The 24,717-nt window shown below is 47.8% G+C and carries 16 protein-coding genes, 1 pseudogene and 1 riboswitch; of the genes and pseudogenes, 15 read left to right on the top strand and 2 right to left on the bottom strand.

The features are described 5' to 3' along the window. Window positions 1-57 precede the first annotated feature (57 nt). Both ACI1P2_RS16865 and ACI1P2_RS16860 read right to left on the bottom strand, forming a co-directional pair. A complete protein-coding gene (locus ACI1P2_RS16865) occupies window positions 58-1,215 on the bottom strand; it encodes a copper amine oxidase N-terminal domain-containing protein (RefSeq protein WP_355321015.1) in 1,158 nt (385 codons plus the stop codon). An 82-nt stretch (window positions 1,216-1,297) separates the two neighbouring features. Next, window positions 1,298-2,455 carry an aminotransferase A gene (locus tag ACI1P2_RS16860; RefSeq protein ID WP_355321128.1) on the bottom strand — a complete coding sequence of 386 codons (1,158 nt, stop codon included), beginning with the start codon at window positions 2,453-2,455 and terminating at the stop codon, window positions 1,298-1,300. A gap of 186 nt (window positions 2,456-2,641) precedes the next feature. Further along, window positions 2,642-2,741, top strand: a riboswitch (guanidine-I (ykkC/yxkD leader). Between the two features lie 101 nt (window positions 2,742-2,842). Here ACI1P2_RS16860 and ACI1P2_RS16855 point away from each other — a divergent pair. From ACI1P2_RS16855 to ACI1P2_RS16785, 15 genes and pseudogenes are all read left to right on the top strand, one after another. Then, a complete protein-coding gene (locus tag ACI1P2_RS16855; protein WP_355321014.1) occupies window positions 2,843-3,178 on the top strand; it encodes a DMT family transporter in 336 nt (111 codons plus the stop codon). Window positions 3,179-3,181: 3 nt separating this feature from the next. After that, window positions 3,182-3,496 (top strand): DMT family transporter, encoded by a 315-nt coding sequence (locus tag ACI1P2_RS16850; RefSeq protein ID WP_355321013.1) that lies wholly within the window; start codon window positions 3,182-3,184, stop codon window positions 3,494-3,496. Window positions 3,497-3,645: 149 nt separating this feature from the next. Beyond that, the gene (gene aspA / locus ACI1P2_RS16845; protein WP_355321012.1) at window positions 3,646-5,055 is read left to right on the top strand and encodes an aspartate ammonia-lyase; all 1,410 of its coding nucleotides are present in this window, start codon (window positions 3,646-3,648) and stop codon (window positions 5,053-5,055) included. 225 nt (window positions 5,056-5,280) lie between these two features. Then, window positions 5,281-6,240, top strand: coding sequence for an ABC transporter permease (locus ACI1P2_RS16840; RefSeq protein WP_355321011.1), 960 nt, complete (start codon window positions 5,281-5,283; stop codon window positions 6,238-6,240). 12 nt (window positions 6,241-6,252) lie between these two features. Beyond that, window positions 6,253-7,140 carry a carbohydrate ABC transporter permease gene (locus ACI1P2_RS16835; RefSeq protein ID WP_355321010.1) on the top strand — a complete coding sequence of 296 codons (888 nt, stop codon included), beginning with the start codon at window positions 6,253-6,255 and terminating at the stop codon, window positions 7,138-7,140. 168 nt (window positions 7,141-7,308) lie between these two features. Further along, window positions 7,309-8,772: an extracellular solute-binding protein gene (locus tag ACI1P2_RS16830; protein ID WP_355321009.1), complete on the top strand. Its 1,464-nt coding sequence runs from the start codon at window positions 7,309-7,311 to the stop codon at window positions 8,770-8,772. A 61-nt stretch (window positions 8,773-8,833) separates the two neighbouring features. Further along, a complete protein-coding gene (locus ACI1P2_RS16825) occupies window positions 8,834-11,071 on the top strand; it encodes a helix-turn-helix domain-containing protein (protein ID WP_355321008.1) in 2,238 nt (745 codons plus the stop codon). A gap of 292 nt (window positions 11,072-11,363) precedes the next feature. Then, complete coding sequence (locus ACI1P2_RS16820) at window positions 11,364-14,189, top strand: CBM96 family carbohydrate-binding protein (protein ID WP_355321007.1); 2,826 nt, start codon at window positions 11,364-11,366, stop codon at window positions 14,187-14,189. Between the two features lie 276 nt (window positions 14,190-14,465). Next, entirely contained in the window at window positions 14,466-15,446 is a 981-nt protein-coding gene (locus ACI1P2_RS16815) for an ABC transporter permease (RefSeq protein WP_355321006.1), read from the top strand. 46 nt (window positions 15,447-15,492) lie between these two features. Then, window positions 15,493-16,371, top strand: coding sequence for a carbohydrate ABC transporter permease (locus tag ACI1P2_RS16810; protein WP_355321005.1), 879 nt, complete (start codon window positions 15,493-15,495; stop codon window positions 16,369-16,371). 30 nt (window positions 16,372-16,401) lie between these two features. Further along, window positions 16,402-17,919 carry an extracellular solute-binding protein gene (locus ACI1P2_RS16805; protein ID WP_355321004.1) on the top strand — a complete coding sequence of 506 codons (1,518 nt, stop codon included), beginning with the start codon at window positions 16,402-16,404 and terminating at the stop codon, window positions 17,917-17,919. 97 nt (window positions 17,920-18,016) lie between these two features. After that, a complete protein-coding gene (locus ACI1P2_RS16800) occupies window positions 18,017-20,380 on the top strand; it encodes an AraC family transcriptional regulator (RefSeq protein WP_355321003.1) in 2,364 nt (787 codons plus the stop codon). A 206-nt stretch (window positions 20,381-20,586) separates the two neighbouring features. Next, the gene (locus ACI1P2_RS16795; protein ID WP_355321002.1) at window positions 20,587-22,644 is read left to right on the top strand and encodes a rhamnogalacturonan lyase family protein; all 2,058 of its coding nucleotides are present in this window, start codon (window positions 20,587-20,589) and stop codon (window positions 22,642-22,644) included. 102 nt (window positions 22,645-22,746) lie between these two features. Next, window positions 22,747-23,472, top strand: a pseudogene (locus ACI1P2_RS16790) (acetylxylan esterase); the annotation flags it as partial. Between the two features lie 817 nt (window positions 23,473-24,289). Then, a partial coding sequence (locus ACI1P2_RS16785; protein ID WP_408976253.1) for a transposase occupies window positions 24,290-24,717 on the top strand: 428 nt, incomplete at its 3' end.

The following is a 24,717-nucleotide window of genomic DNA, read 5'->3' as shown; positions in this document are numbered from 1 at the left end:
CATGACCAAAAAGCCTCCGGCTCCACAATAAAGTGGTGCGGAGGCTTTTTCGTTTTTTTATAAAGTATAGTACAGCTCCAGCTCGCCTTTTTTGTCAAACGGGCTGTCATACAGGAACTTCAAGGTGCCGTCATCCGTTTCTCCCGCAAAAATGAGCGTATCTCCGTGATAAGGGACATCGTTCTTTTCCGCATACTCCAGGTCTTCAGCTGTGGGAAGAAGCTCCTGATACAGCTTTACAACCTGATTGTTGTCCAGATTAATCAGCGTTAACAATCCCGTCCGGTTCGGCCGTACAATGAGATAAGAATCGTCCACTGCTGCAACGGTGTATTCTTCATCAAGCCCCACAAGCGCCGGAAGATCATAGGAAGCCAGTTCCTTACCGTCCTTATTCAGCAAATATAAAGTTTTACCATCCGTCAAAAGAGGTCGGCCCTCCGATGAGATTACATTTGCCTCGTAGCGCTGCCAATAGTGGGCCTTGGTTTCTTTAAGCAATTTATTGTCTTTTACGAAGGCTGTATACACATCGAAATTAATATGAGGTTCACCGTAGTTATCTAAAACCGTGACCATTAGTCCGTCTCCGTCCAGCTTGACTGCGGTCACCTCCAAATATTCTTGAAAATCGGCGTTCAGCGTGCCGGCTTTTGCAGGCTTGGAGAAGAATGAGGCGGAGGTGTACAGATCACCGGTTTTACGGTTGACCCAAACCGCCGGATTTTCCGGCAGGTTTTTCACATAAGAAGCATTTGCTGTGATCGCCACCGTGCGGGACGCCGCTTTCCATTCGACTTTGGCTCCGGTTGCCTCCGAGAAAAAGCGGAGAGGCACATACACACGCTGATTTTTCATCTGGATGGGTGCGGACAGGGCGGTTTTCACTCCGTTAATGTCAGCCTCCCGGCTGCCAAGCTTCAGCGTGACCAGGCGCTCCGGATAGGTCAGGGTCACGGTTTTATCCTTGGCGCTCCAGTATACGACAGCGTTGAGCAGGTTTCCTAGATCACGCAGTGGGAGGAAAATGGTTCCATCTTTTGTAAAGGGCTTGGCTTCCGGCGTAAATTCATCTCCATTGAAGGTAATGTTCACGCCGGAAGTTGAGGCTGGCGCTGCCTCCATCGTTCCGGCATTCAGGAGAACGGCGGATATCAGCGCAGCCATGGCTGTCATGAACAAATTTTTCACAAACGGAAGTGTTGTCATCGTCATAAACTGCTCCTTTTCCAATTAGCTGAAAGTAAATTTGCACACCATATATGACGCTTGCTAATTGGGAAAAGTTGCCGATGCGTCAAGGCAGTTTGTGGATAAATCCTTCCAGTCTGTCCAGCCCCTGCTCCAATACCGCCTGCGAGCACGCGTAGGAGATGCGGATATAGCCTTCACCGTAAACTGAAAATGCGTCCCCCGGTACAACGGCGGTTGCATACTCTTCAAGCAGACGGAGCGAAAATTCCATGGATTTCAGGCCAAACTGCTGAATGGACGGGAACAGATAGAAGGCCCCTTCCGGTTTGTCCAAAGGCATGCCCATCGCAGTCAGGCGACCGTGGACATAGTCCCGGCGCTTGCGGTATTCCTCGCGCATGGGCAGCGCATCATCGGCCCCGGCTATTAGTGCCTCCAGGGCTGCGTACTGGCTGATCGAACTGGCACAGGTCACATTATATTGGTGAACCTTGACCATATGCTGCGTAATTACAGCAGGTGCCAAGGTAAAGCCGATCCGCCATCCAGTCATGGAATGGGACTTGGACAGGCCGTTGATGACAATGGTCCGCTCACGCATTCCTTTCATGGAAGCGATGGAGGCATGCGGCACATCATAAACAAGCTCGCTGTAAATTTCATCGGAAATGACAAAGAGTTCACGCTCCTGCAGCAGTTCAGCGATTTGCTGCAGTTCTGCTGCCGTCATGACACGGCCTGTCGGATTGGAGGGATAACCGAGAATCACCGCTTTGGTTTTGGCTGTCAAATGAGGCTCAAGCAGCTCGGCAGTCAATTTGAAGCCGGAAGGACGGGTATCGACCAAAACGGGAATACCGCCCGAAAGGCGGATTAAAGGCTCATAGCCGGGATAAATGGGGCCTGGCAAAATCACCTCGTCCCCGGGGGAAAGGATCGTGCGCAGTGTGATATCAAGCGCCTGACTGGCCCCGTTCGTGATAATAACCTCATCATTTCCCCGGTAATAAAGTCCATATTTGCTTGTTATGTAATTTGCGGCAGCGTCGCGCAGCTCAGGCAATCCCGCATTTGGCGTATAGGCGGTACGTCCTTCATCAATGGCACGGTGAGCAGCCTCCATAATATGGCGGGGAGTCGGAAAATCAGGCTGCCCGAGGGTCAGGGACACGACGTCCGGTATGCCTGCCGCTTTGTTGGCAATCTTGCGGATACCGCTGATCTGAATGTCTTTTACATGCGAGTTCATTAAATGTTCCATCATTGTGCTCATCCTATCGGTTCTTTTTTTGAATGCTGATTGTGATTAGTGTACCACAGAATTCACCTGGTCTGAATTTAGTAAAATGATTCGAATAGAACAGACTTTTGACACCCTACTGGAAATTTATTTGCAGGGGTTGAAAGTTAATAGGAAATGTGTATAATTTGAGAGGAAAAATGAATTAAACATGTTATCTAGGGTTCCGCGATTTTATATCGGCTGGTCCGAGAGATAGCTCACAACCTTAGGTGTTGTGTCACGGAGGGATAAAAGCCCGGGAGATAAACTGTTGAATGACAGTTTGTTTCCCAGGCTTTTTTTGTTTTTTTGCTGCATTTGGTAAATACCGTATGTGGCGTAATTCTAAAGAGGAGTGTGAAAGTAATGAACAAAACGTGGTTGTCTGTCATTATTGCTGCGTTGATCGAGGTGGGATGGGTCATTGGATTGAAACATGCCACTGGGGTTTTGGAATGGGGAGCTACAGTGATCGCAATCATTTTGAGTTTCACATTAATGATTAGAGCGTCCCGCTCACTTCCTGTGGGAACCGTGTACGCAGTATTTGTTGGATTGGGTACAGCAGGCACGGTATTGGCGGAAATTATTTTATTTGGTTCTTCTGTTCAATTTGAAAAGATGCTGCTCATTGGAGTGCTTCTGTTGGGAGTTATAGGTCTAAAGATGTTAAGCAAGGAGAAGAAAGAGGAGGTGGCATAAAACATGAATTGGGTATTTCTTATTTTGGCGGGCATATTTGAAATGATAGGGGTTCTGATGATTAATAAGTTGAACAAGGATCGCAATGTGAAATCACTTGTTTTATTACTAGCAGGTTTTGGCTTAAGCTTTATGTTCTTGTCGCTGGCGATGAAAACACTGCCAATGGGAACGGCATATGCAGTTTGGACAGGAATAGGAGCATCAGGAGGGGCTATTCTCGGTATGATATTTTATGGTGAGCCAAAAAACATTCTAAGAATTATGTGTATTACCATGGTACTTGGATCTGCAGTGGGTTTGAAGTTGGTGAGTTAAAAGCTTGCCGGATCGCCTCGCCCATTGTATTAACCCATGATGTTTGACTGGAAATCTGCTGCGTGGGAAACGTATAATGAGTGAGGACCCGAAAAGGAAAGTTATACCGGGAAAATTCGATACGAGTATGCACAGCGGAGGAATGAAGAATGAGGCTGGAACATGACTTTTTAGGAACCAAAGAGGTGCCCGACGACGCTTATTACGGCGTTCAGACGATGAGAGCCGCGGAAAATTTTCCGATTACGGGACAGTGTCTGCACCCCGAGCTGATCAAGGCTATGGCGATAGTGAAAAAGGCGGCCGCGACCGTCAATATGGAGCTTACCCGCCTGCATCGGCCCAAGGGAGAAGCCATCGTCAAGGCGGCGGAAGAAGTGATTAACGGTCAATGGCATGACCATTTCATCGTAGACCCGATCCAGGGTGGAGCGGGAACGTCTATTAATATGAATACAAATGAAGTGATTGCGAACCGTGCGCTAGAGCTGATGGGATTGTCCAAAGGGAATTATAAGGAACTGAGCCCCAACAACCATGTGAATATGGCACAGTCGACGAATGATTCCTTCCCGACTGCGGTCCATGTTGCGACATTGGCGATGTTGGACAAACTTCTCGGTACGATGGATGAGCTGCGCAATGCGTTCCAGCGCAAAGCACAGGAGTTTGACGGTGTAATTAAAATGGGCCGCACCCATCTGCAGGATGCGGTTCCCATCCGGTTGGGCCAGGAGTTTGACGCCTATGCGCGCGTGCTGGGCCGCGACATCAAGCGGGTTGCCGCAACACGCGAGCATTTGCTGAGCATTAACATGGGTGCAACAGCGGTAGGAACCGGATTGAATGCGGACCGCCGTTATATCAAGCGTGTTGCCGAGGTGCTGTCGGAGATCAGCGGTTTTCCGCTGCATGCCGACGAGCATTTGGTGGATGCGACACAGAATACGGATGCTTATACAGAGGTGTCTGCGTCCCTTAAAATCTGCATGATGAATATGTCCAAGGTGGCCAACGATATCCGTCTTATGGCATCAGGTCCGCGCGCCGGCTTCGGTGAGCTGCTGCTGCCTGCACGGCAGCCAGGCTCATCCATCATGCCCGGCAAGGTAAATCCAGTGATCCCTGAAGTCATTAATCAGATTGCGTTTCAGGTCATTGGCAACGATAACACGATCTGCCTTGCTTCCGAGGCAGGCCAACTGGAGCTCAATGTCATGGAGCCGGTGCTGGTATACAATCTGCTGCAGTCACTGGAGATTATGAACCAGGGCTTCACGGTGTTCCGGGTGCACTGCATCGAAGGCATCCAGGCCAACGTTGAACGCCTCCGGGAGTATGTGGAGAACAGTGTCGGCATCATTACAGCGCTCAACCCGCATCTTGGTTATGAAGTGGTGTCCCGCATTGCGCGTGAGGCCATCACGACGGGCAAATCCGTCCGGGAGCTGGTTCTGCTGTATAACGTGCTGACAGAAGAAGAGCTTGATATTATTCTTGACCCATTCCAGATGACCAAGCCGGGCATCGCCGGCGAGGAACTGCTGGAACGGGAATAAACTGAATTAGCTGCGATAAGCCCCGCCTGACCAGGCGGGGCTTTATCATTTTCTCCGGTGAAAAAAGCAGTCGCATCAAGGATTTCGGAATTCGGTAAACCGGTGGAAATAAGTCTATTGTCTCTGCAAATGCCCACGGAGTATAGTGTTTGTACCTGATCGAACCTAAGTTCAGGCGCTTGAACTGCAGACAAATTTGCTGCTATACGATTAAAGGGGGAAGGGATGTCAGTGAAGCAATTATCAATACGTGGGAAAGCACCTGCTTGGCGATCTGGGGCGAAGCGCAGGTCTTCCTGGTTCCGGAGAGATTATCAGCTATACTTGCTGCTGGTTTTTCCAATCGCGTACTTCATTCTATTCAAATATGTTCCTATGTACGGAGCGGCCATTGCATTTCAGGACTATAGCATCTTTCGAGGGGTAACGGGCAGCGAATGGGTGGGGTTCGAAAACTTTCGCGAATTGTTCTCGATGAGCCAATTCTATATCGTCGTCCGAAATACACTTATGCTGAATTTTTTGGACTTGTTGTTCTCATTTCCCGCGCCCATTCTGCTCGCTCTTCTGCTGAACGAACTGAGGGTTGTGTGGTTTAAAAAAATGGCGCAGACGCTTCTCTATTTGCCACACTTCATATCCTGGATCATCATTGGCGGGCTTGTCTACCAAATTTTTTCTACCCAAGGAGGGTTGGCGAATAACTTTCTCGGGATACTGGGTGCAGAGCCGATTCCATTCCTGACGGAAAAGAATCATTGGCTGCTGGTCTATCTTGGAACAGGCATTTGGCAAAGCGCGGGCTGGGGAACAATCATTTATTTGGCGGCGATCACTGGTATTAACAAGGAATTGTACGAAGCGGCAGAAGTGGATGGCGCGGGAAAGCTGAAGAAGATGTGGCACATAACATTGCCCGGGATCCGGCCGACAATCATCGTTATGCTTATCATGCAGCTCGGTCATATTATGACGATTGGTTTCGAGAGACCTTTCATAATGGGAAACGATCTCGTCCAAGATTACGCGGAAGTGATCAGCACCTTTGTATTTAAAGTTGGACTGCAATCGGGGCAATTCTCGCTTGCAACAGCGATGGGGCTGTTCCAGGCTTTCGTTGGATTGATCTTCGTCGTCCTTGCAAATATAATCGCCAAGCGCTCTGGTGAGCAAGGCATATGGTAGGAGGGAAGAGCAATGACAGACTCAATCGCACGCAAGCGGCCCAAAATTCGGTTATCAGATATCCTCATTATGTTGATTGTAGGAGGGCTCATGCTCATTTGCTTGCTGCCTTTTCTGCACATCATTGCCGTTTCGCTAAGCTCCAAGCAAGCGATCTTGTCTGATCGGGTAACGATCTGGCCGCAGGAATTCAATTGGAACGCCTATGAGATCGTATTTCAAGATTCCCGCATGCTTCGCTCGATGGGGTTAACGATTTTTCTGACACTGACCTACACGGTCATCAGCATGATTATGAGCATCTGCGCGGCGTACCCGCTTACCAAGGAAAGGCTGAAGGGACGGTCGGTGTTCATGCTGCTTATTGTCTTTACCATGTTCTTCAGCGGGGGGTTAATTCCTGATTACTTGCTTGTAAAAGAACTCGGTCTTTTGGACAGTCTATTATCGCTTATAATACCTGGGATGATCAGCGCATTTAATCTTATCATCCTGCGGACGTTCTTCTCTTCGATTCCGGGCAGCCTGGAGGAGTCAGCCCATCTGGATGGCAGCTCCCACATTGGCACGCTGATTCGGATCATATTGCCGCTCTCGCTGCCGGTGCTGGCTGCCCTTAGCCTGTTCTATGCGGTTTCCCGGTGGAATTCATTCATGGATGCGCTCTTTTATATTACAAATTCAGAATTGTATCCCATTCAATTGAAGCTGTATCAGGTCGTCATGAACAGCATGACAACGGATCTCACGGCTCAGGAAGGAGCGGTGCAGGCCGAAACGGTGTCGGAAAGCATTAAAGCGGCCAGCATCATGTTCGCGACAACGCCCATTCTAATCGTCTATCCATGGCTGCAGCGGTACTTCGTCTCCGGAGCGCTGGTTGGCGCGGTGAAGGAATAACGATAGATTTTGATATTTTCAAGCAGAGGGGAGTATAAAAACATGCGAGCAATTGTAAGGCGAGGACTTTCATCTTGTATAGCAGTCATATTGCTGTCCGCTCTGTTGTCGGCTTGTTCCGGCAGCGCAAACGAGGGAACCCCGGGTTCGAATAAAGAGGCCATTACGTTGAGAGTTGAAATGTTCGACCGAGGCAACGCGCCAGCGGGAGCAGGGCCGGTAACTGATAATTTCTGGACACAGTGGATTCAGGAGAATTTCGGCGATCCAAACAACATCAAGATGGAATTTGTGCCGGTGCCCCGCAATCAAGAAGTGGATAAACTGAATGTGCTTATAGCAACAGGCGACGCTCCTGATATCGTCTTTACATACAGCAATAATACGGTTTATAGTTATGCAAAAGACGGCGGGCTTACCGATTTGGGGCCAATCATCGACGAATACGGCTCCAACCTGAAGGAATTTCTTGGAGAAGAGGTTCTCAAATACGGCATTATTAACGGTGTTCAGTATACGATTCTAGCAAAGAGGCCGCTGCAGCATATGCAGGCTTCGTATATTCGCAAAGACTGGCTTGATAAACTTGGTTTGCCGGTTCCAACAACAACGGAGCAATTCTATGACACTTTGAAAGCGTTTAAGGAGAAAGATCCCGGGCAAGTAGGCAGCAAACTGATCCCGTATGACTTTAGCGAAATATACAGTTCGGCTATTGCGAGCCCGGCTACACTTATCAGTTCGTTTAACGACAGCGTATCTGAAGAAGATTTTTATGCCTTGTCGCCTGCACTCAACACTCCGGAATTGATGAGACCGGGATACAAAGAAGGCGTTCGATTCGTGAATCAGTTAAATGCCGAGGGGTTGATCAATTCCAACTTTGCATTAGACAAAGATGGAAAGAAATTCGAAAGCGATGTGGCAAATGGTTATGTGGGAGCCTTCACTGCACTTGCCGCGCATCCCAGTTTGTTGGGGACGGGCCAGGTATTCGATACCTTGAAGCAAAACGTACCGGGAGCCGAGTATGTTGCAATGGATCCGTTCACGGATAAAGAAGGCAAGACGCCAAAGATGATGTATGATCCGATCGGCATGCACATCATGATTCCAAAGTCGAGCAAGCATGCGGCGGAAGCGGTCAAGTATCTGGATTGGATGGCCCAGCAGGACATACTTTTCACACTCCAGAACGGGATTGAAGGGCAGCATTATACGCTTGAGAACGGATATCCGAAAGCGATTACAACGGATGAAGCGAAAAAGACATTTTACAATAATCAAGATATAGCGATTATTAGCAATGGTAAAGATTTTGGATCCCTGGAAAAGAACATTGAAGCTGCTGGCTACCAATTCCCGGGCTATGAAGAAATCGCCATGCAACCTATCCGTTATGCTTTAAAAGATGGATATACCTATCCGTACTTCAACCGTCCGATCGATTCTGAGATCAAATACGGTACAACGCTCATTAGTAAAGCGACGGAGACTGTCGTGAAGAGTATTGTAGCCAGCCGGGATCAATTTAATTCCATCTACGATGCAGGTGTTAATGAATATCTGAAGCTGGGTGGTCAAGCAGTTATGGACGAGCGCCGCGCCGCTTACCAGGATATGCACAAGTAATCCTCCCGATAGATACGCGTTTCCGGACAAACCCCATTTTAAAGAAAGGGGTTTGTCTATCTTGTATGATTTCAAGAATGGGGCGATGATGGTGAATAACAATTATATTAAAAGAATGCTTCTCTCCTACCTCCCCATTTTGTTAATTACAGTCAGTGTGTTTATTTTTATCTTTATTTCGATCATGAATCAACTGTACGTCCGTAATACGATACAGGCAAACCGTCTTACGGCTGAATACGTCGCCAATATGGTGGACAGTTCCCTCAAGAGCATCTCTCTTGATGCGCAAAAAATGATAGAACCTGGCGGAACAATATCATATTATCTCGACGGCCCTTCGGACCAGGCGTTGGAATATGATGTTTCCAACCTTCTCAAGGGCCTGATGATTCAACATGGAATGATTGATTCCGTCTATCTGTATCGCGTTAAGGACAACAAGGTGCTTGACCAGAGCGCGATTCGCACGCTCGAAGAGTTCCCCGACCGAAACTATATCCTTGACTCACAACAGCAGGCTTATCCGGGCGTTTGGTCTTCGCCGCGCCTCAAGGAGGTCGAAGCAAGGGGCGCGGCGAAAACTACGCGTGTCACTTCGCTCGGGTTTAAAATCCCGCGCGACACCGGAAGTCTCGGTTTTTTAATCATCAATGTTCGGATTTCTTCGCTTCAGGCATTCATTGACCAAATGATTGACCGTAACATTACGACTGCACAGCTGCTTGATCCCAAAAGTGAGTTCTTTTCAGATGAGAATAACATCGTATCTTCCAATAGTCGCCTAAGCGCCGATATCATATCTGATTATACAGGTTGGACATACAGGATCAGCATTAAGGCCGGACAGCTGTTCACACTTTTGTTTCACGGCAGCACGGCTTGGTTATGGATAGGGCTTAGCGCGATCATCTTCGCGATATGCTCTACATTCTATGTAACTCGCAGAAGCTACAAGCCTATTGAAGCGATTATGGACCGGATTGAGCGCTTCTCTGCCTCAGTGAGGGCGGCAGACCGGATGGAGAATGAGTTCTCTTTCATTGATCAGGCCATCGAGCGGCTGATTACGAACAATATGGCCTACCAGGAACAGCAGCAGGAGAATCAGGTCATTCGCAGGCAGCAGTTTTTGCAGCTCCTCCTCAAGGGAGATTATGAAGGCGGCTGGAGCGCATGGGAACAGGAAAGACATTATTATGAGCTGGAAGCGGGTTTCTTCATTGTCGCGCTGCTTGAGCTCGACCGGTATGTCCCGTTCAGCTTGAAGTATAGTCTTAAAGATCAATCGTTGTTTAAATTTATCGTCAGCAGCATTGAGGTTGAAATTGCCGAGCAGAATAGCCAACGAATGGTGGCCGAGTGGATTGCCAAAAACCGGCTTGTTCTGCTCCTGCTCGCCAACGAGAGGGGGGCCCTGGAGTATCAAATGCTGCAGGTGTCGGAGAAAATACGGGTCTGGGTCCAGAATCATCTCGACTTCACCGTCACTATCGGGATAGGTTCAGCGGCAGAGGATGAGTATTCCATTGCTCGCTCATTTCAGGACGCGGAGGCGGCAGTCAGCCGCAAAGTTTCCTTCGGTACAAACCAGATCATAGACGTGGTTGAAGTTAAAGGGAAGGCAGAGAGTGAATGGCTGGCCTACCTGGACATCATTCGCATTGTTATCCGGTTGTTCCGTCTTTCCAAGCCCGATTGGTCTGCTGAGCTGAAGCGGCTGTTCGATGAAATGGCGGCTCAGCGTCTTCGCAGGGAAGATGTTGACCGATTGCTTAACTATTTGATTTTCCAGCTGGAATACGAATTGGAAGGATCGCTGCCGGACGCTGTTGAGCCTTGGCTTGAAAAGGTCAAACCAAAGCTAACCGCAGCTATGGATCAATTTGATACACTTGGGCAGTTGGAGAGCGACTTTATGGAGACGCTGGGGCAATTCTCATTACAGCTTGAGGAACTATTAAGCAGTCTGCGCCACCACTCGCTCATACAGGAGATTCGCGAATATATTACAACGCATTTTTCTGACCCCGATTTGTCTCTCACGCTGCTCAGCGATCGGTTCCAAATTGGCCCAAAGTATTTGAGTCAATTGTTTAAGGAGTGCGTTGGCGAGAATTTCAGCGATTTCCTGATCGGGCTGCGTATTGAAAACGCCAAGAAACTCTTACGTGAAACGGATGAGACGGTGCAGGATATTTCGGCGTGCGTAGGTTATCTCAATACAACATCGTTTATCCGGGTATTTAAAAAAGTTGTTGGCATGTCCCCGAGACAATATCGCGAATCTCGTCCGTAGGGCCTGGTTTATGATCAGAATGGAGATGGAAATCTGGCATATCCATGTTATTCAGAATTTAGATAACAGGCGGAATTTTGTATATTGTTCACTCTATTTTCCCGCTATATATTGGTAATGCCCCTTTCGGATGAGAGGGTGCCGTGGATCAACAATTTTCAGTCATTATCCAAAAAGGAAAGGAGGAACTGACCTAAGAAAAACAGCAAAGAGAAAATTGAAAGCGCTTTTTTATCGAATGGAATAGGTACTCCTAAAATGGTATGACATGATTATAGAGGAGGTATAACCATTGTTTGGACATAAGCGTATTCGAAAATGGGCTTCGATCTTGTGCGTGGCTGCTTTGCTTGTCGTAATGATGCATCCTGCCGCTATACAAGCGAATGAATTGCCTGCTAACGATGGAACATATGCTGCAACCGTCAAAACTCCTATTTCAAGCATTGACGCATCGATTACGGACTATGACAGAAAAGTAATGCTTGTTGACGGCAAGCCATTTTTCTTTAATGGGGTTCAGATCAGACCCGACTGGATCAGAAAAGATATGCACTACCCAGATGAGGCTTTTGAAACGATATATCAAAAAGCGTCTGACGATGGTTTTACAGTCGTAAATTCACAGATTTGGTGGACGCATATCCAACCCGATATGGTGTATGACGCGGTCGAATCCACATATATTTCCGGAGGTGTTTATGCGGATACATATTTCGCTGACAACCCCTCTATAAAAGCGAAGTATGATGCTGACGATCCCGGTAATCAAGCTATTTCGTATTTAAAATTTGATTTCTCTGATTTGGATCACCTTAATGCGGGAAAAGATGCTTCAAAGATCAGAATTTTTGTTAATTCCATGGATGCCGGGACAGCAAAACTTCAGTTGTATGGAATTGTTGATGATTCCTGGGATTCCTCGACATTGACTTGGAACAATGCGCCTAATCATAACGGGTATGATATAGCCGGAACCGAAGGTGTCGATTATGTCACCTTTGGTGGCACTCCAGTCTATGATCCGGTGGACAAGGTGGCTGTTTATGATTTTGATGTGACCGATTTTGTGAACAACTATGTTTATGACAAAGAAGAGAAAATTGCAAGCTTTATGTTGAAAACGGATGCATCCAATGAAACCGGGGTTTCCATAGACGGTGTTCATGGAACAACGTTTACACCAAAGCTTCTCATTTCACGAGCGGATGTATTCGATTTCTCTTGGGTTGATAAGGTTATTGATTGGTCAGAGTCTGCCGATCTTAAATTGGAATTGCTCTGGTTCGGGTCGCAAATCGTTAAGGTAACCGCCGATAATGTGACGCCATGGTACGTTATTCGAAATTACGAACGAATGGAGACAGCTTCAGGAAATCAAATTGTTGAAAAGGGTACAGACCCTGCAAAATTAAGCCTTACAGACAATACCGTATACCAGTATTCGATGTCTCTTCATGATTCAGCGCTAAGAGAACTCGAGTACAGGGTGTTGAAGAGGCTGTTTGACCATGTTGCGGAGTATAATGATGCGAACGGAAATAAAAAGACGGTAATTGGCTGCCAGATTCTGAATGAGCCCGGGGCAGCCATTCATGGAGATCGTTCATACTCGCCAATGAGCCAGGCTGCATACGAAGCAGGGGGATATACATCAACAGCCAAGTTCCTGGAAGATTCTTTTTGGACATTTGCACAAAATTTAGGTAAAGCTGTGAAGGATTCTAATTATCCGGTATACACAAGAATTAATTTTCATGCTGCGGAGCATAACTTTCTATACAGGAATGAGGAAGTAAAGGCAAACGGAGGAACAACTTATGTTGATTTTGTCGGATATGATCCTTATGTCAAGACGGTTGATGAAGCTTATCGATACGGACAAGGCTTGTGGGACGACCGGCAGTATGAGCCATATAATTATGGCAGCAATTTTGCCATGATCATGGAAACCTCTGCCCAGAATGCAAATTCCGATGATATGAATATTGCTGCACTTGCCGGAGGCGCCGCTTATAACCTGTATCAATATATTGGGACAGGACCACATGCCATGTATAATTATGATCCAGCTTATAATCCGGGATCGGGAAATTATAGTCCGGCAGCGAAGAACACAAACATATCAGAGATCGTGGAAACAAACAAATGGTTAAGGAAATTTGGGTATGATTTGGCAACCAAGCAACCTGACAGTCTGGGTGGTACGAAGCTCAAGTTCTTTAATCCGCATGGAGATTCCGAAGCCAATGTAACGAAAAAGATACGCGGCATTGACGTGAACTATAGCACAAACAATAAAGGGGTCGGAATTGCGATAGAAGAGAGCGACAAAGCGGTTGTCCTCGCCAGCAAAACCGCCTCTGCATTTACGCTAAGAAATTTGCAGTTATATGGTCCTGTTACAATAACAACGGGTTATTATGATGAAACCGATCATCATTGGGTATCCGAAGGAAGCAAAAGCTTTACTGCTGATGGTAACGATGTCATCGTGAGCATGGATGATTATGAGACGGTAAGGGTATCCACAGCCGAGTCTCTTCCTGCCCTGAATACGGTTTATTCTGTCGATGATAATTTTAACGATTCAATGGATGGATGGGCAACGGACACTTCCAAAGGGTATGTTTACCGCGAAAATAAACCTGGCATCGTAGATAAAAGTCTCTTTATTAGACGAACGTCCTCTTCAGCCGGAGAAACCTATGCCGAAAAGTCGTTTTCACCGGTGAACGGAATTGTGAAAATGCAATTCAAAATTCACAAAACCTCCACGGATGAATGGTTTGGTGCCCCATATGTGTACGATAGCCTGGGCAATAATGCAATCAGTCTGGCATTTGATGACTCTGGAAATATTGTATATAAGGATAACGAAGGCCTATGGACGACACTGCAACCATATACGATCCGAACTTGGTTCAAGGTTGACATGGAAATAAACACAAATACAGATACGCTGGATTTGTATATCAACGGCATCAAAAGATTAAGTCAAGCGCCGTTGACAACGCCAGTGTCCGATATCGCCAAAGTCAAATTTTTTGCGGAAAATACAGCGAGCAGAGCGTATATCGATGATGTAAAAGTGTATCAGGAGCAGGCACTTTATTAGGCAATTAACTTTAGTGGGACTGATGGATATATCATGCTGAAGGACACCGCTTCTGTCTGGTAGTGCTTGCACGTTCACTTCACCAGACAAAGCGGTGTTTTGTATTCACGAAATACTTGGATGACGCATTGCAGCAAGAAAAATCAATGCCCGGAAATCGCTGCGCAAGAATAAGTTATTGCCGGAAATTGAACACGAATGTATGTTAACCATATGATTTTGAAAGCGCATCCAAATGAACGCCTTACATTTAACAAACTATAAGGAGGAGCGATCATGGAAGTCCGAGCGGATAAGACCTCCGGCAGCGCCCGAGCGGGAAATTCTCATGCTAGTGGGGGAAACTCGCGCTTTGGTCTTGTATTGGCGGGGCTTATGAGGGACAGGTACTTGTATTTGCTTGCACTGCCGGGGATTTTGTATTTCATTATTTTTAAGTACGTTCCGATGTGGGGGATCATCATTGCGTTTCAGGATTATTCTCCTTACCAGGGCGTCTTGAGCAGCCCGTGGGTCGGATTCGAACATTTTATCCGCTTTTTCTCGAATCCGGATTTCCTGATGCTGTTTCGCAATACGATGGCGATCAATCTGCTCAATCTGATTTTTTTCTTTCCATTACCTATTTTGTTAGCCGTTCTGCTAAACGAGATTCGCGTATCTTCTTATAAGAAAATCGTGCAGTCGATCATTTATTTGCCGCATTTTCTGTCATGGGTCATTATCGTTGGCATAACCTTCCTTCTGTTATCTACGGGGGACGGGGTGATTAATAAGCTGCTGGTGAGCCTTGGGTGGGAGAAAATCGACTTTTTGACGGAAAGCCATTATTTCTGGGGGCTGCTGACGGTGCAGTCGATCTGGAAGGATGCCGGGTGGGGGACGATTATTTTCCTTGCCGCGATCGCGGGCGTTGATCCGCAGCTGTACGAGGCGGCGAAGATGGACGGGGCGAGCCGGATCAGACAGATCTGGCATGTGACGCTGCCGGCCATCCGTCCGGTCATTGTGATTCTGCTCATTTTACGGATCGGTCATATGATGGATGTCGGTTTTGAACAGGTTTTTCTGATGATGAACGGAGCTGTATCCGAGGTGGCCGACGTGTTCGATACGTATGTCTACCGTCTGGGCATCAAGCAGGGGCAATTCAGCTTCAGCACAGCCGTTGGTTTATTTAAATCTATCGTTGGTTTGCTGCTTGTCATCGGCGCAAATCGGCTCGCCAAGAAATTCGGTGAAGAGGGCGTTTACTGACGATGTCCAAACTATATTCAGTGATCCATGCTGGAGGTGAAATCTGTTGCGAGAGAGTTTAGGAGACCGACTGTTTGGCATTGTGAATGCCCTCGTACTTGGTTTGGTCAGTCTGATTACGTTTTTTCCGTTCTATTATGTCTTTATCGTCTCGTTTACCGATCCGTCGGAGTATATCCGGCGCGGACTTGTCCTGTTTCCGGAAAAGTGGAGCCTGGCCTCTTATGAATATTTGCTGTCCACGAACGCCTTTTTGCGGGCAACGGGCAACAGCGCTTTCCTGGCAATCGTGGGCACGGTGCTCAGTCTCATCGTCACCTCGGGGCTTTCGTATGCTCTATCCCGCAAAAGGCTGCAGGGCAGACGTTTTATGCTGCTGGCGATTCTGCTCACGACGTTGTTTAATCCCGGCATCATACCGCCGTATTTACTGGTGCGCGATTTACATTTGATCAACAGCACCTGGTCGCTGATTCTGCCCGTGCTGACCAGCGGCTGGTACGTGCTGCTGATGAAAGGCTTTTTTGACAGCATCCCGGCGAGCCTGGAGGAGGCCGCGCGCATCGACGGATGCAATGACTTTAGCGTCTGGGTCCGGGTAATTCTGCCTCTTTCCCTGCCGTCCATGGCCGCATTTGGTTTATTTTACGCGGTCGCTTATTGGAATACCTTTTTTAACGCATTGCTCTATATTAACGATTTTTCCAAACAACCGTTGCAGGTGCTGCTTCAAAATATGCTTATTGACGCATCAACAGCGGCAGGCGGCTCGGCTGCAGCCGAGATGATGTCGGAGCAGCGCATTCCGCCCGAGACACTGAAGATGGCTGCGGTCGTGATCGCAACGGTGCCGATCCTGCTTGTTTATCCTTTTCTGCAGAAGCATTTTGCTAAAGGTGCGATGGTCGGTTCCGTTAAGGAATAAAAAAAGTGACGATCATTTGGAGGGGAAAATATGTTCAAACATTTCTCTTGGAAATCCATGCGGAACATCGTTTCCATCTTGCTCATCCTGGCTTTACTGGCCGGGTGCGGCGGAAACGGCGGCGAATCCGGGGCTGGCGACGGAGTGTTAGATGTGGATATCATGTCGGTGTATTATACGCCTGAGCCGCCGGGCGAAGACAATGTCATCGTAGAGGAAATCGGGAAACGGACGAATACAAAATTGAACATCACCTGGGTGTCACCCAATAACTATGGAGACAAGGTTAATGTCACATTGGCTTCAGGCGATATTCCCGACCTGATGCTGCTTGATAACGCGTTTACCGCACAGGTGCGCATGATGGTGCAGCAAGGGGCATTTTGGGATTTAACGCCATACATCAAGGATTACCCAAATTTGATGAAGTTCCCGAAGGAAGCGTGGATCAACACAAAGCAGGCGGACGGGAAAAACTACGGCATCCCGCGCGTGCGTCCGGTGGATGGCGGCAACTTCTTGTACATCCGCAAGGATTGGCTGGATAAGCTTGGCCTTGAAGTTCCGAAGACGACCGATGAATTGTATACGGTGCTGAAGGCTTTTGTGGAACAGGATCCCGACGGCAACGGCAAGGCGGATACCATTGGGTATGCGGGGTATGTCGATCAATCCAGCATGGGTACTTTAAATGCGCTGCAGTACGCTTTTGTGCAAAATAACGGAGATTGGAAGCTTATTGATGGCAAGCTGGTCAATATCAACCTGCTTCCGGAAATGAAGGACGCTCTGGAATGGCTAAATAAAGCATACGAAGAAAAGCTGCTTCCTGAGGACCTGGCGACGTTGAAAAACTCGCAGGCAAAGGATATGCTGAAGGCTGGCCGCGCAGGCGGGTTCCAGGATACGGTTGAGGCCGCATGGGAGCCGACCGAGGAGCTTCGCAAAACAGATCCAAAAGCCGATTTTGAGCCGCTGGTTTCCCTGAACGGATATGTCAACCGTGATGCCGGATTTTTCGGTATGTTCGTCATTCCGAAGACCGTGCCGGAAGAGAAGATGAAAAAGCTGCTTGAGCTGATGGATTACGGGGCGTCAGATGAAGGCAGTGATCTGGCAAGCTATGGCCTTAAGGATGTGCACTATACCGAAGACAACGGCATCAAGGTGCCGACTGAGCAAGCCAAAACCGATATCGTCGCCCAGCAGGCCTTAGGCCAAATTTTCCTCAAGTATGATAAATATTTGCGGGCTTACCGTTCGGGAATGCCTGACGAAGTGCTGGAGCGGAATAAAAAAATTATCGATGAACGAGCGAAAATCAGCATACCGGATCTCGCGGCAGGTCTTAATTCCGAAACAAGCACGAGGGTTGGCAACGAGTTGCAGAAAAGCATCCAGGATATGAAAACGAAAATCATTTTGGGTAAATTACCGATTAGCGAATGGGATAATTTCGTTCATGAGCTTAAGAGCAATCCGGATCTGCTTAAAATGACAGAGGAAATAAACGCGGCTTATCAGCAGCGCACAGCGAGCATAAAATAACAGACAAAAACCCTCTTTTTCATGACCCTCAAAAGAGGGTTTTTGCCGTGGGTGAATGAATTTCATATATCCATAAGGTACTGCGAGGGGGAATAGGATGAAGCATTTATTTGCCCGGATACGGAAAACGGGGTTTTTGCTGCCTGCCGTGAAAGGCCAATTTTACCGGAAAAGCCTGCTGCTTATGCTGAGCATTACCTGCTTGCCTACCATTATCATGGGAGGTTTATTTTACATATTTGGAAGCGCTAACATCAAAGAGGAAGTCTCCTATTCCAATGAAGCGCTGCTGCAGAACGCTTTGAACCGGATGAAGGAGGACCTAAACCAGCTTGAGCTGACAGCCGTGCAGTGGGCGTATGATCCCCGGTTTGACGGCAGCCTGCGGAATATTGATCTCAAGCAGGAATACAGCACTACCCAGGAATTGTACCGTACCTTGGTTGGTATGAAAGGATTTAATCCGCTTATCGATCAGGTTCACTTCTACCTCGACGGCCCCACTCCGCAGATTGTATCTGATCAGGATGGCATTGAGGCCGTTAACGGTTACGAGGATCAAGCCGCGTATAGCGCGATTATAGACCGCAAAAAGAAAAGCTCCTTCTGGCTGAACGGTTTTCCCCGGGTCAACCAGCACGACAACCATGAGGTTGTGCTTGCCCAAAAGGTGCCGGGTGTCGGGGAGCCATACGGTCTTTTAGTCTTTTATTTGAACAGAGACAGGCTGGTAGAGATGGTCAGGGAGCTGTCGCTTGGCAAATCGGGCCACTCGTTCATCTTCGATGAGCAGGGCAATTTTGTCGTTACGGACAAAGGGGCCGGGTTGCCGGAAGGATCGCCGTTTGAGTCTGCATTAAGCGAGCAAATTAGACGGCAGCAAACAAACGAGAGCGGGACCTTTCTGTATGAATGGGAGAACAGGACCTATACCGTTACGTACGGTGATTTTTCCAAGCTGGGCTTGGACTGGACTTATGTAACCGCCGCTTCGCTTTCCTCGTTAACGGCACCTGTGCAATTGTTGTCGAAGATCATTATCGTCATCAGTCTATGCGGCTTTGTCTTGGCGCTGCTTCTGTCCTGGCTGGCTTCCAAACGAATGTATTCCCCCATCTCAAGACTGGTTAGCCTATTCCGTGACAACAGGCGACCGGGCGAGCAGAACTCGGATGAGATTGGCTTTCTAGAGAATGAGTGGCGCCATCTCTATAAAGAAAGCCATGAGCTGCGGGATAAGCTGGAGAAAGCACGGCCCGGGCTGCGCTCCAGCTTTCTGCTGCATTTGATTCAAGGGTATTACTATTATTTAAATGAGGATGAGCTGCGCGAGCGGATGAGCGATTTTGGCTGGACCGTGAACGGCAAAAATTTTCTGCTTATTTTGTTTCAGGTGACAGGCCTTGGTCGGCAGCAGGGACGGTTCGAGGAAAACGACGTGCAGCTTGTCTCCTTTGCTGCCGAAAATTTGGCACAAGAGCTAATGGCCGGCCTTGGCGAGGAAGCGGACACGATCAATTTTCAGGATATGTCTGTCGGAATTCTACTCTCCTTCAATACAGAAGAGCCTGAAGAAACGGTTCGCAGCAGGGCTTTTCATCTCGTGAACTCGCTTGCGCAAGCATCGAGTGCTGTTTTGAAATTTCACAGCACCATTCTGGTCGGTACGCCAATGATGAGGATTACGGATATTCCCGGTTCGCTCCAGCAGCTTCGGCAGGTTGTACGCTATCGTGAAGTTAGGGAGGGCAACCAGATTTTATCTTTGGAAGAGCTGTTGCCAGGCTTAACGGGAGATACGATCCCTTATCCGTTTGCGGCCGAAAAGGAAGTTACACAGGCGATCCGCATGGGGCTTAAGGATGAAGTATACGATGCGATTCAATTGTTCATGGAGACGCTGGTGAGGGAAGGGAATAAGGAGATGTTCATTCAGGACGGAGCCGTTCAACTGCTGGGCAGCATTCAGCATGCGATCCTGGAAACAGGCTACCATCCCCGCGCCTTATACGGCGATGACGATTTGTACGGGGAGCTCCGCCAGCTTCGCGAGCCTGATCAAATTACGGCATGGTTGAAGAACAGGATTGTTGAGCCTTACTGCAAGACCCTGGAGAGGGAGCAAACCATACACCTCCGGCGTCTCGTAGAGCGGGCGATGGATTATATGAAATTAACGTTCGATTCCGATCTGTCGCTTGAACGGTGCGCGGAGCATCTGGGAACAAGTCCTTTTACGCTTAGCAAAGCATTTAAACAAGTCACCGGCAGCAATTATATTGATTTCCTTATGCGGTTAAAGATTGATAAGGCAAAGGAAATGTTAATCGGAACAGACATGATGGTAAATGAAATAGCACAGCAAATCGGCTATCGTCCTTCTTATTTGAACCGGCTGTTCAAGAAGCTGGAAGGCGTTACACCCGGACAATACCGGGAGCAAGCGATAAAAAAAGAATGAATCACATCACACGAGTATTCATCCAAATGAAAACCGCTTGGATGAATAACGCAGAAATCTGTTGCTTCAATAAGAACTTGGACACATCTTAAATGGTAAAAAATCACACCATTTGTCCTATGATAAGATCACTTTTTTATGCCGAAAAAAACTGGTAGCCGGGAAAGACATAATATTCTGTTTCGTATCACTACTATTCTGATTATTTGCAAAAGAGAAAATTAGATATCCCCTTTTCTTCAAATTTCGATGCCTCTTCAATAGGAGAGCAGCATCTTTATATAGATAGAAAGTATATATGGAAATTCTATGAAAAGAAGCAGGAAAGGATGGTTTTGTTGAAACGAATCAGTAGAGTATTTAAATTTGTAGTTGCATTTGTTCTTATGACCACGTCCATTGGTTTGACCATCAATTCAGCCGAAGCAGCAAGCGGGCCAAGAATGATGGAAAATCTGGGCAGGGGGGTGGTGGCTGTCCGCGATGGCTCCAATGTTTTTATCAGCTGGCGCTTACTGGCATTAGATCCCTCAGATATCGGTTTTAATATTTATCGAATAACAACAGACAGCGCAGCAGCCGCACCAAGCTCAGTTGCGACTGATGTCTACCCGACGGAAGGAGGCTCGTCAGCCAGTTCGGTTGTGACCGACGTCTATCGGGCTGCTGCACTAGCGGACACTGCTGTCAAACTCAACAGTGAGGTTCTGACTGAAGGCACCAATTTTACAGACACTACTGCCGATCTTACGAAGGATAATACCTATTACGTAAAGCCCGTTATCAGCGATAAAGAACAAGCAGCCAGTGCATCGTATACGCTGGTCGCAAACTCCGCCAATGAGCCTGCCTTCGTCATTCCGATCCATAGCGGCAGCGAGATCGGAAATGTATGGGTGGGGGATTTTGATGGCGATCATGAATACGATTTTCTATTGTCTCGCAGAGCAACCGCTACTCAAACCCTTGAGGCCTATAAACGTGACGGCACTTTTTTGTGGTCTATCGATCTTGGGCCTAACAGCACCAATAAAAACAATATCTCCCCCGGTTCTACTACGATTGATGTAGGGATGTGGGATGGTGCTACAGTTTATGATTTGGATGGAGACGGTAAAGCAGAGATTGTCTTCAGGATCGCCAATGGTGTCACTTTCGGGGATGGAACGGTATGGCAAACTGAAGAAAGTGACGATCGCCAATGGCTGGTTGTCGTTGATGGCATGACAGGAAAGCTCAAAGCTTACAGTGATATCCCTGATGATTATATTTCCAGCGGTCCTCTTGCCTTGCAGTTAGGTATCGGGTACCTCAACGGAACTACACCAAGTATTGTTGCTTATATGAAAAATCGGAATCCGGATAAATCCTTTAATGTCATGATCTCAGCTTATCACTATAATGGCAACAAACTCATAATGGATTGGAAATGGCTTCACGAGTCATTCGACGGCGCTGATGGCCATCAAGTACGTATTGTGGATCTGGATAGTGATGGCAAAGATGAAATAGCTCAAATCGGGTACGTACTTAACGGCGACGGTACAGTACGATACTCTTTGCATGAAGATAATGTTGTCCATGGCGATCGCTTTTATATCGGTAAATTTGATCCCGATTCATCTGAATTTTATGGCTATGGTGTTCAACAGGATAACAAAACGGGATTACTTGAGTATTACTATAATGCCACTACAGGTAAGATGATATGGCAGCATTACACCACCCCTCCCGCAGGAGATGTTGGCCGTGGGGATGTGGGCGATATCGACCCTCGTTACCCTGGTTATGAAGCCTGGTCTTTTTCAGGGATCTACAACGGTCCAACAAATACACAGATTACAGAACCGGATAAAGCACCTTGGCCTGCCTTGCGTATATGGTGGGATGGCGACCTGTTGAGTGAAAGTTTAAATGATAAGATACTAGACAAATGGAACTATAACACCAGTTCTGTTTCTCGTTTGGAGACACTTTATAAGCATCACAATGCGACAACGAATTATCGTAAAGCATCACTATTTTACGGTGATATCTTAGGCGACTGGCGTGAAGAGATCATTGTGGCGGGCAACGATTATTCCCAGCTGGTTGTTTTTACAACGGATAAGCCAACAGACACGCGCCTCTATACACTCGCGCAAAATCCGGCTTATCGAAACAGCATGACCATAAAAGGATATTTGCAGTCTCATTTGACTGATTATTATCTTGGAGATGGAATGACTACACCTCCACGACCAAACATTGAGTTAGCACCGTAATTTACTAGGTGAGCATTTTGCATAAATCGGCCACATCATCAAACAATTGATTGACAACAGGAGGAAATGTATGTGATTTTATAATATTAAATGTCGGCACATGTCCAGGGCCCACATCCGGCTGTTCTCCGCTTTCACGGTTATACCGGGCGCAGCGCCGACTGGTCGGATTTGTTAAGCTACCCTTCGCTCGGTTATTCAATATTAGCCCTGGACTGCAGGGGGCAGGCAGGTCTGTCCGAAGACACCAGCTCCATAACGGGCACGACACTCAACGGTCACATCATTCGCGGCTTGGACTCAAAACAGGATGATCTGCTGTTCCGCCAGATCTTTCTGGATACGGCCCAACTCGCGCGGATCGCGATGAGACTGCCCGAGGTGGACCCGAACCGGATAGGCGCCATCGGCGGTTCTCAAGGCGGAGCTTTGGCTCTTGCCTGCGCGTCCTTGGAGCCGCGCATCAAGCGGGTTGCGCCCATGTATCCGTTTCTAAGCGATTATCAACGGGTTTGGGAACTGGATCTGGCCAAGGACGCCTATCAGGAGCTTTGCACTTACTTTCGGAACTTCGACCCGCAGCACGAGCGCGAGCAAGCCATCTTTGAACGTCTCGGTTATATCGACATTCAGCACTTGGCGCCGCGTATCCGTGCGGAAGTGTTGATGGCTGTCGGGCTGATGGATACGATTTGTCCCCCCTCTACACAATTCGCGGTTTACAATAAAATTCAAGCTCCGAAGTCCTTGGAGATTTTCCCCGATTTCGGGCATGAAAATCTGCCTGGTTTTCAGGACAAGACCATTCAATTTATGCTAAAGCTATAAAGATATAAAGATATAGGGGGCTGCGCAAGCGGTCCTTTAATTTATTGATTACGCCAGCAGCATTGAAGCGAAGATTTTATAAGTCTGGATACGTCCCAACTATCTGTCCCCCGAAAAGCGGATGGCAGTTTGCCTGATGTTACATTTATGCTGCCTGTGACTGTGGCAGTCCTCTTTATGAATACGGTTTAGGCTACCTTGTGGACAAATAAAATTCTGTTGTTTGCCTTAAATAATCTGTTATCTTCTTTGTGTGCCCCGTCTGTTTAGGCGGGGTAAAGCTTCCGCTCAACGCGGTCCGGCTTCTGTGAATGTACGACGATAGACATTTTTCTTATTTCTTGCTTATGGAAATGGAGCCGTGCCTTAGTTACTCAACTTTCGCAGCATGAAATCGGCAAACAGGCCTTGATGTCACTGGGCAAAACGGGGACCCACTGCTGGAGTTGACGCTGAATCAAAGCAGACAGCTTTTTTCTAGCTTTCTTGGAAGAAGGGGATTCGGCCCGCTCAGAGTCTAGTATCCAGAGTGAGACGGGTGTCTATAGGGTATGGTGTTTGGTGTTTGGTATCTGGTGTCCGTTATCTGATGCCTGTTGCCTCCCCATACAGCTTTGCATGATTATCCCTTTTGATCAGAGGGTAGGGGGTTGAGGTTTGGGGTTTGATGGGGCCTAGGAGAAGGAATAAAGAGAAAAGAGATACGAAAAAAAGAGGCAGTTCAAGTGGGATGTTCGGCTTGAAACGGGAACATATGTTTGGTATGATGAGTAAAAGAACTTATGTTCTTATTTTGTTGATTCGGAGGCGAGCAGACATGGAAATCCAAGCGGAAACGGAACTTCAATCCTTTAGTAGTCGTTATCATAACGAGCAGGACTGCATGGAGGCATTGATCGCGATGAAGTGGCCGAACGGCTTCGTCTGCCCGCGTTGCGCTCACACCCGCTGCAGTCGTCTGACTTCCCGGCGCATTCCCATGTTCGAGTGCGCCAGGTGTGCGCATCAAACGTCGGCTTTGGTCGGCACGATTTTTGAACGAACCCATCTCCCCCTGACCAAGTGGTTCCAGGCGCTGGAGTTGTTCCTGCTCCCCGATGGCATCTCGGCGGTGCGGCTGAGCCAGGTGATCCAGGTCACCTACAAAACCGCCTGGCTGACGCTGCAAAAAATCCGCCATGCCATCGGGGAGTTCGATGCCCGGGAGCTGCTCTGCGGAGACGTGAAGGTGAACAGCGACCTGTA

Source organism: Paenibacillus jiangxiensis, from assembly GCF_046098255.1.
GTDB lineage: Bacteria > Bacillota > Bacilli > Paenibacillales > Paenibacillaceae > Paenibacillus > Paenibacillus jiagnxiensis.
The sequence above is the reverse complement of the archived record's forward strand: the minus strand, read 5'-3'. Positions and strand labels throughout refer to the sequence as shown.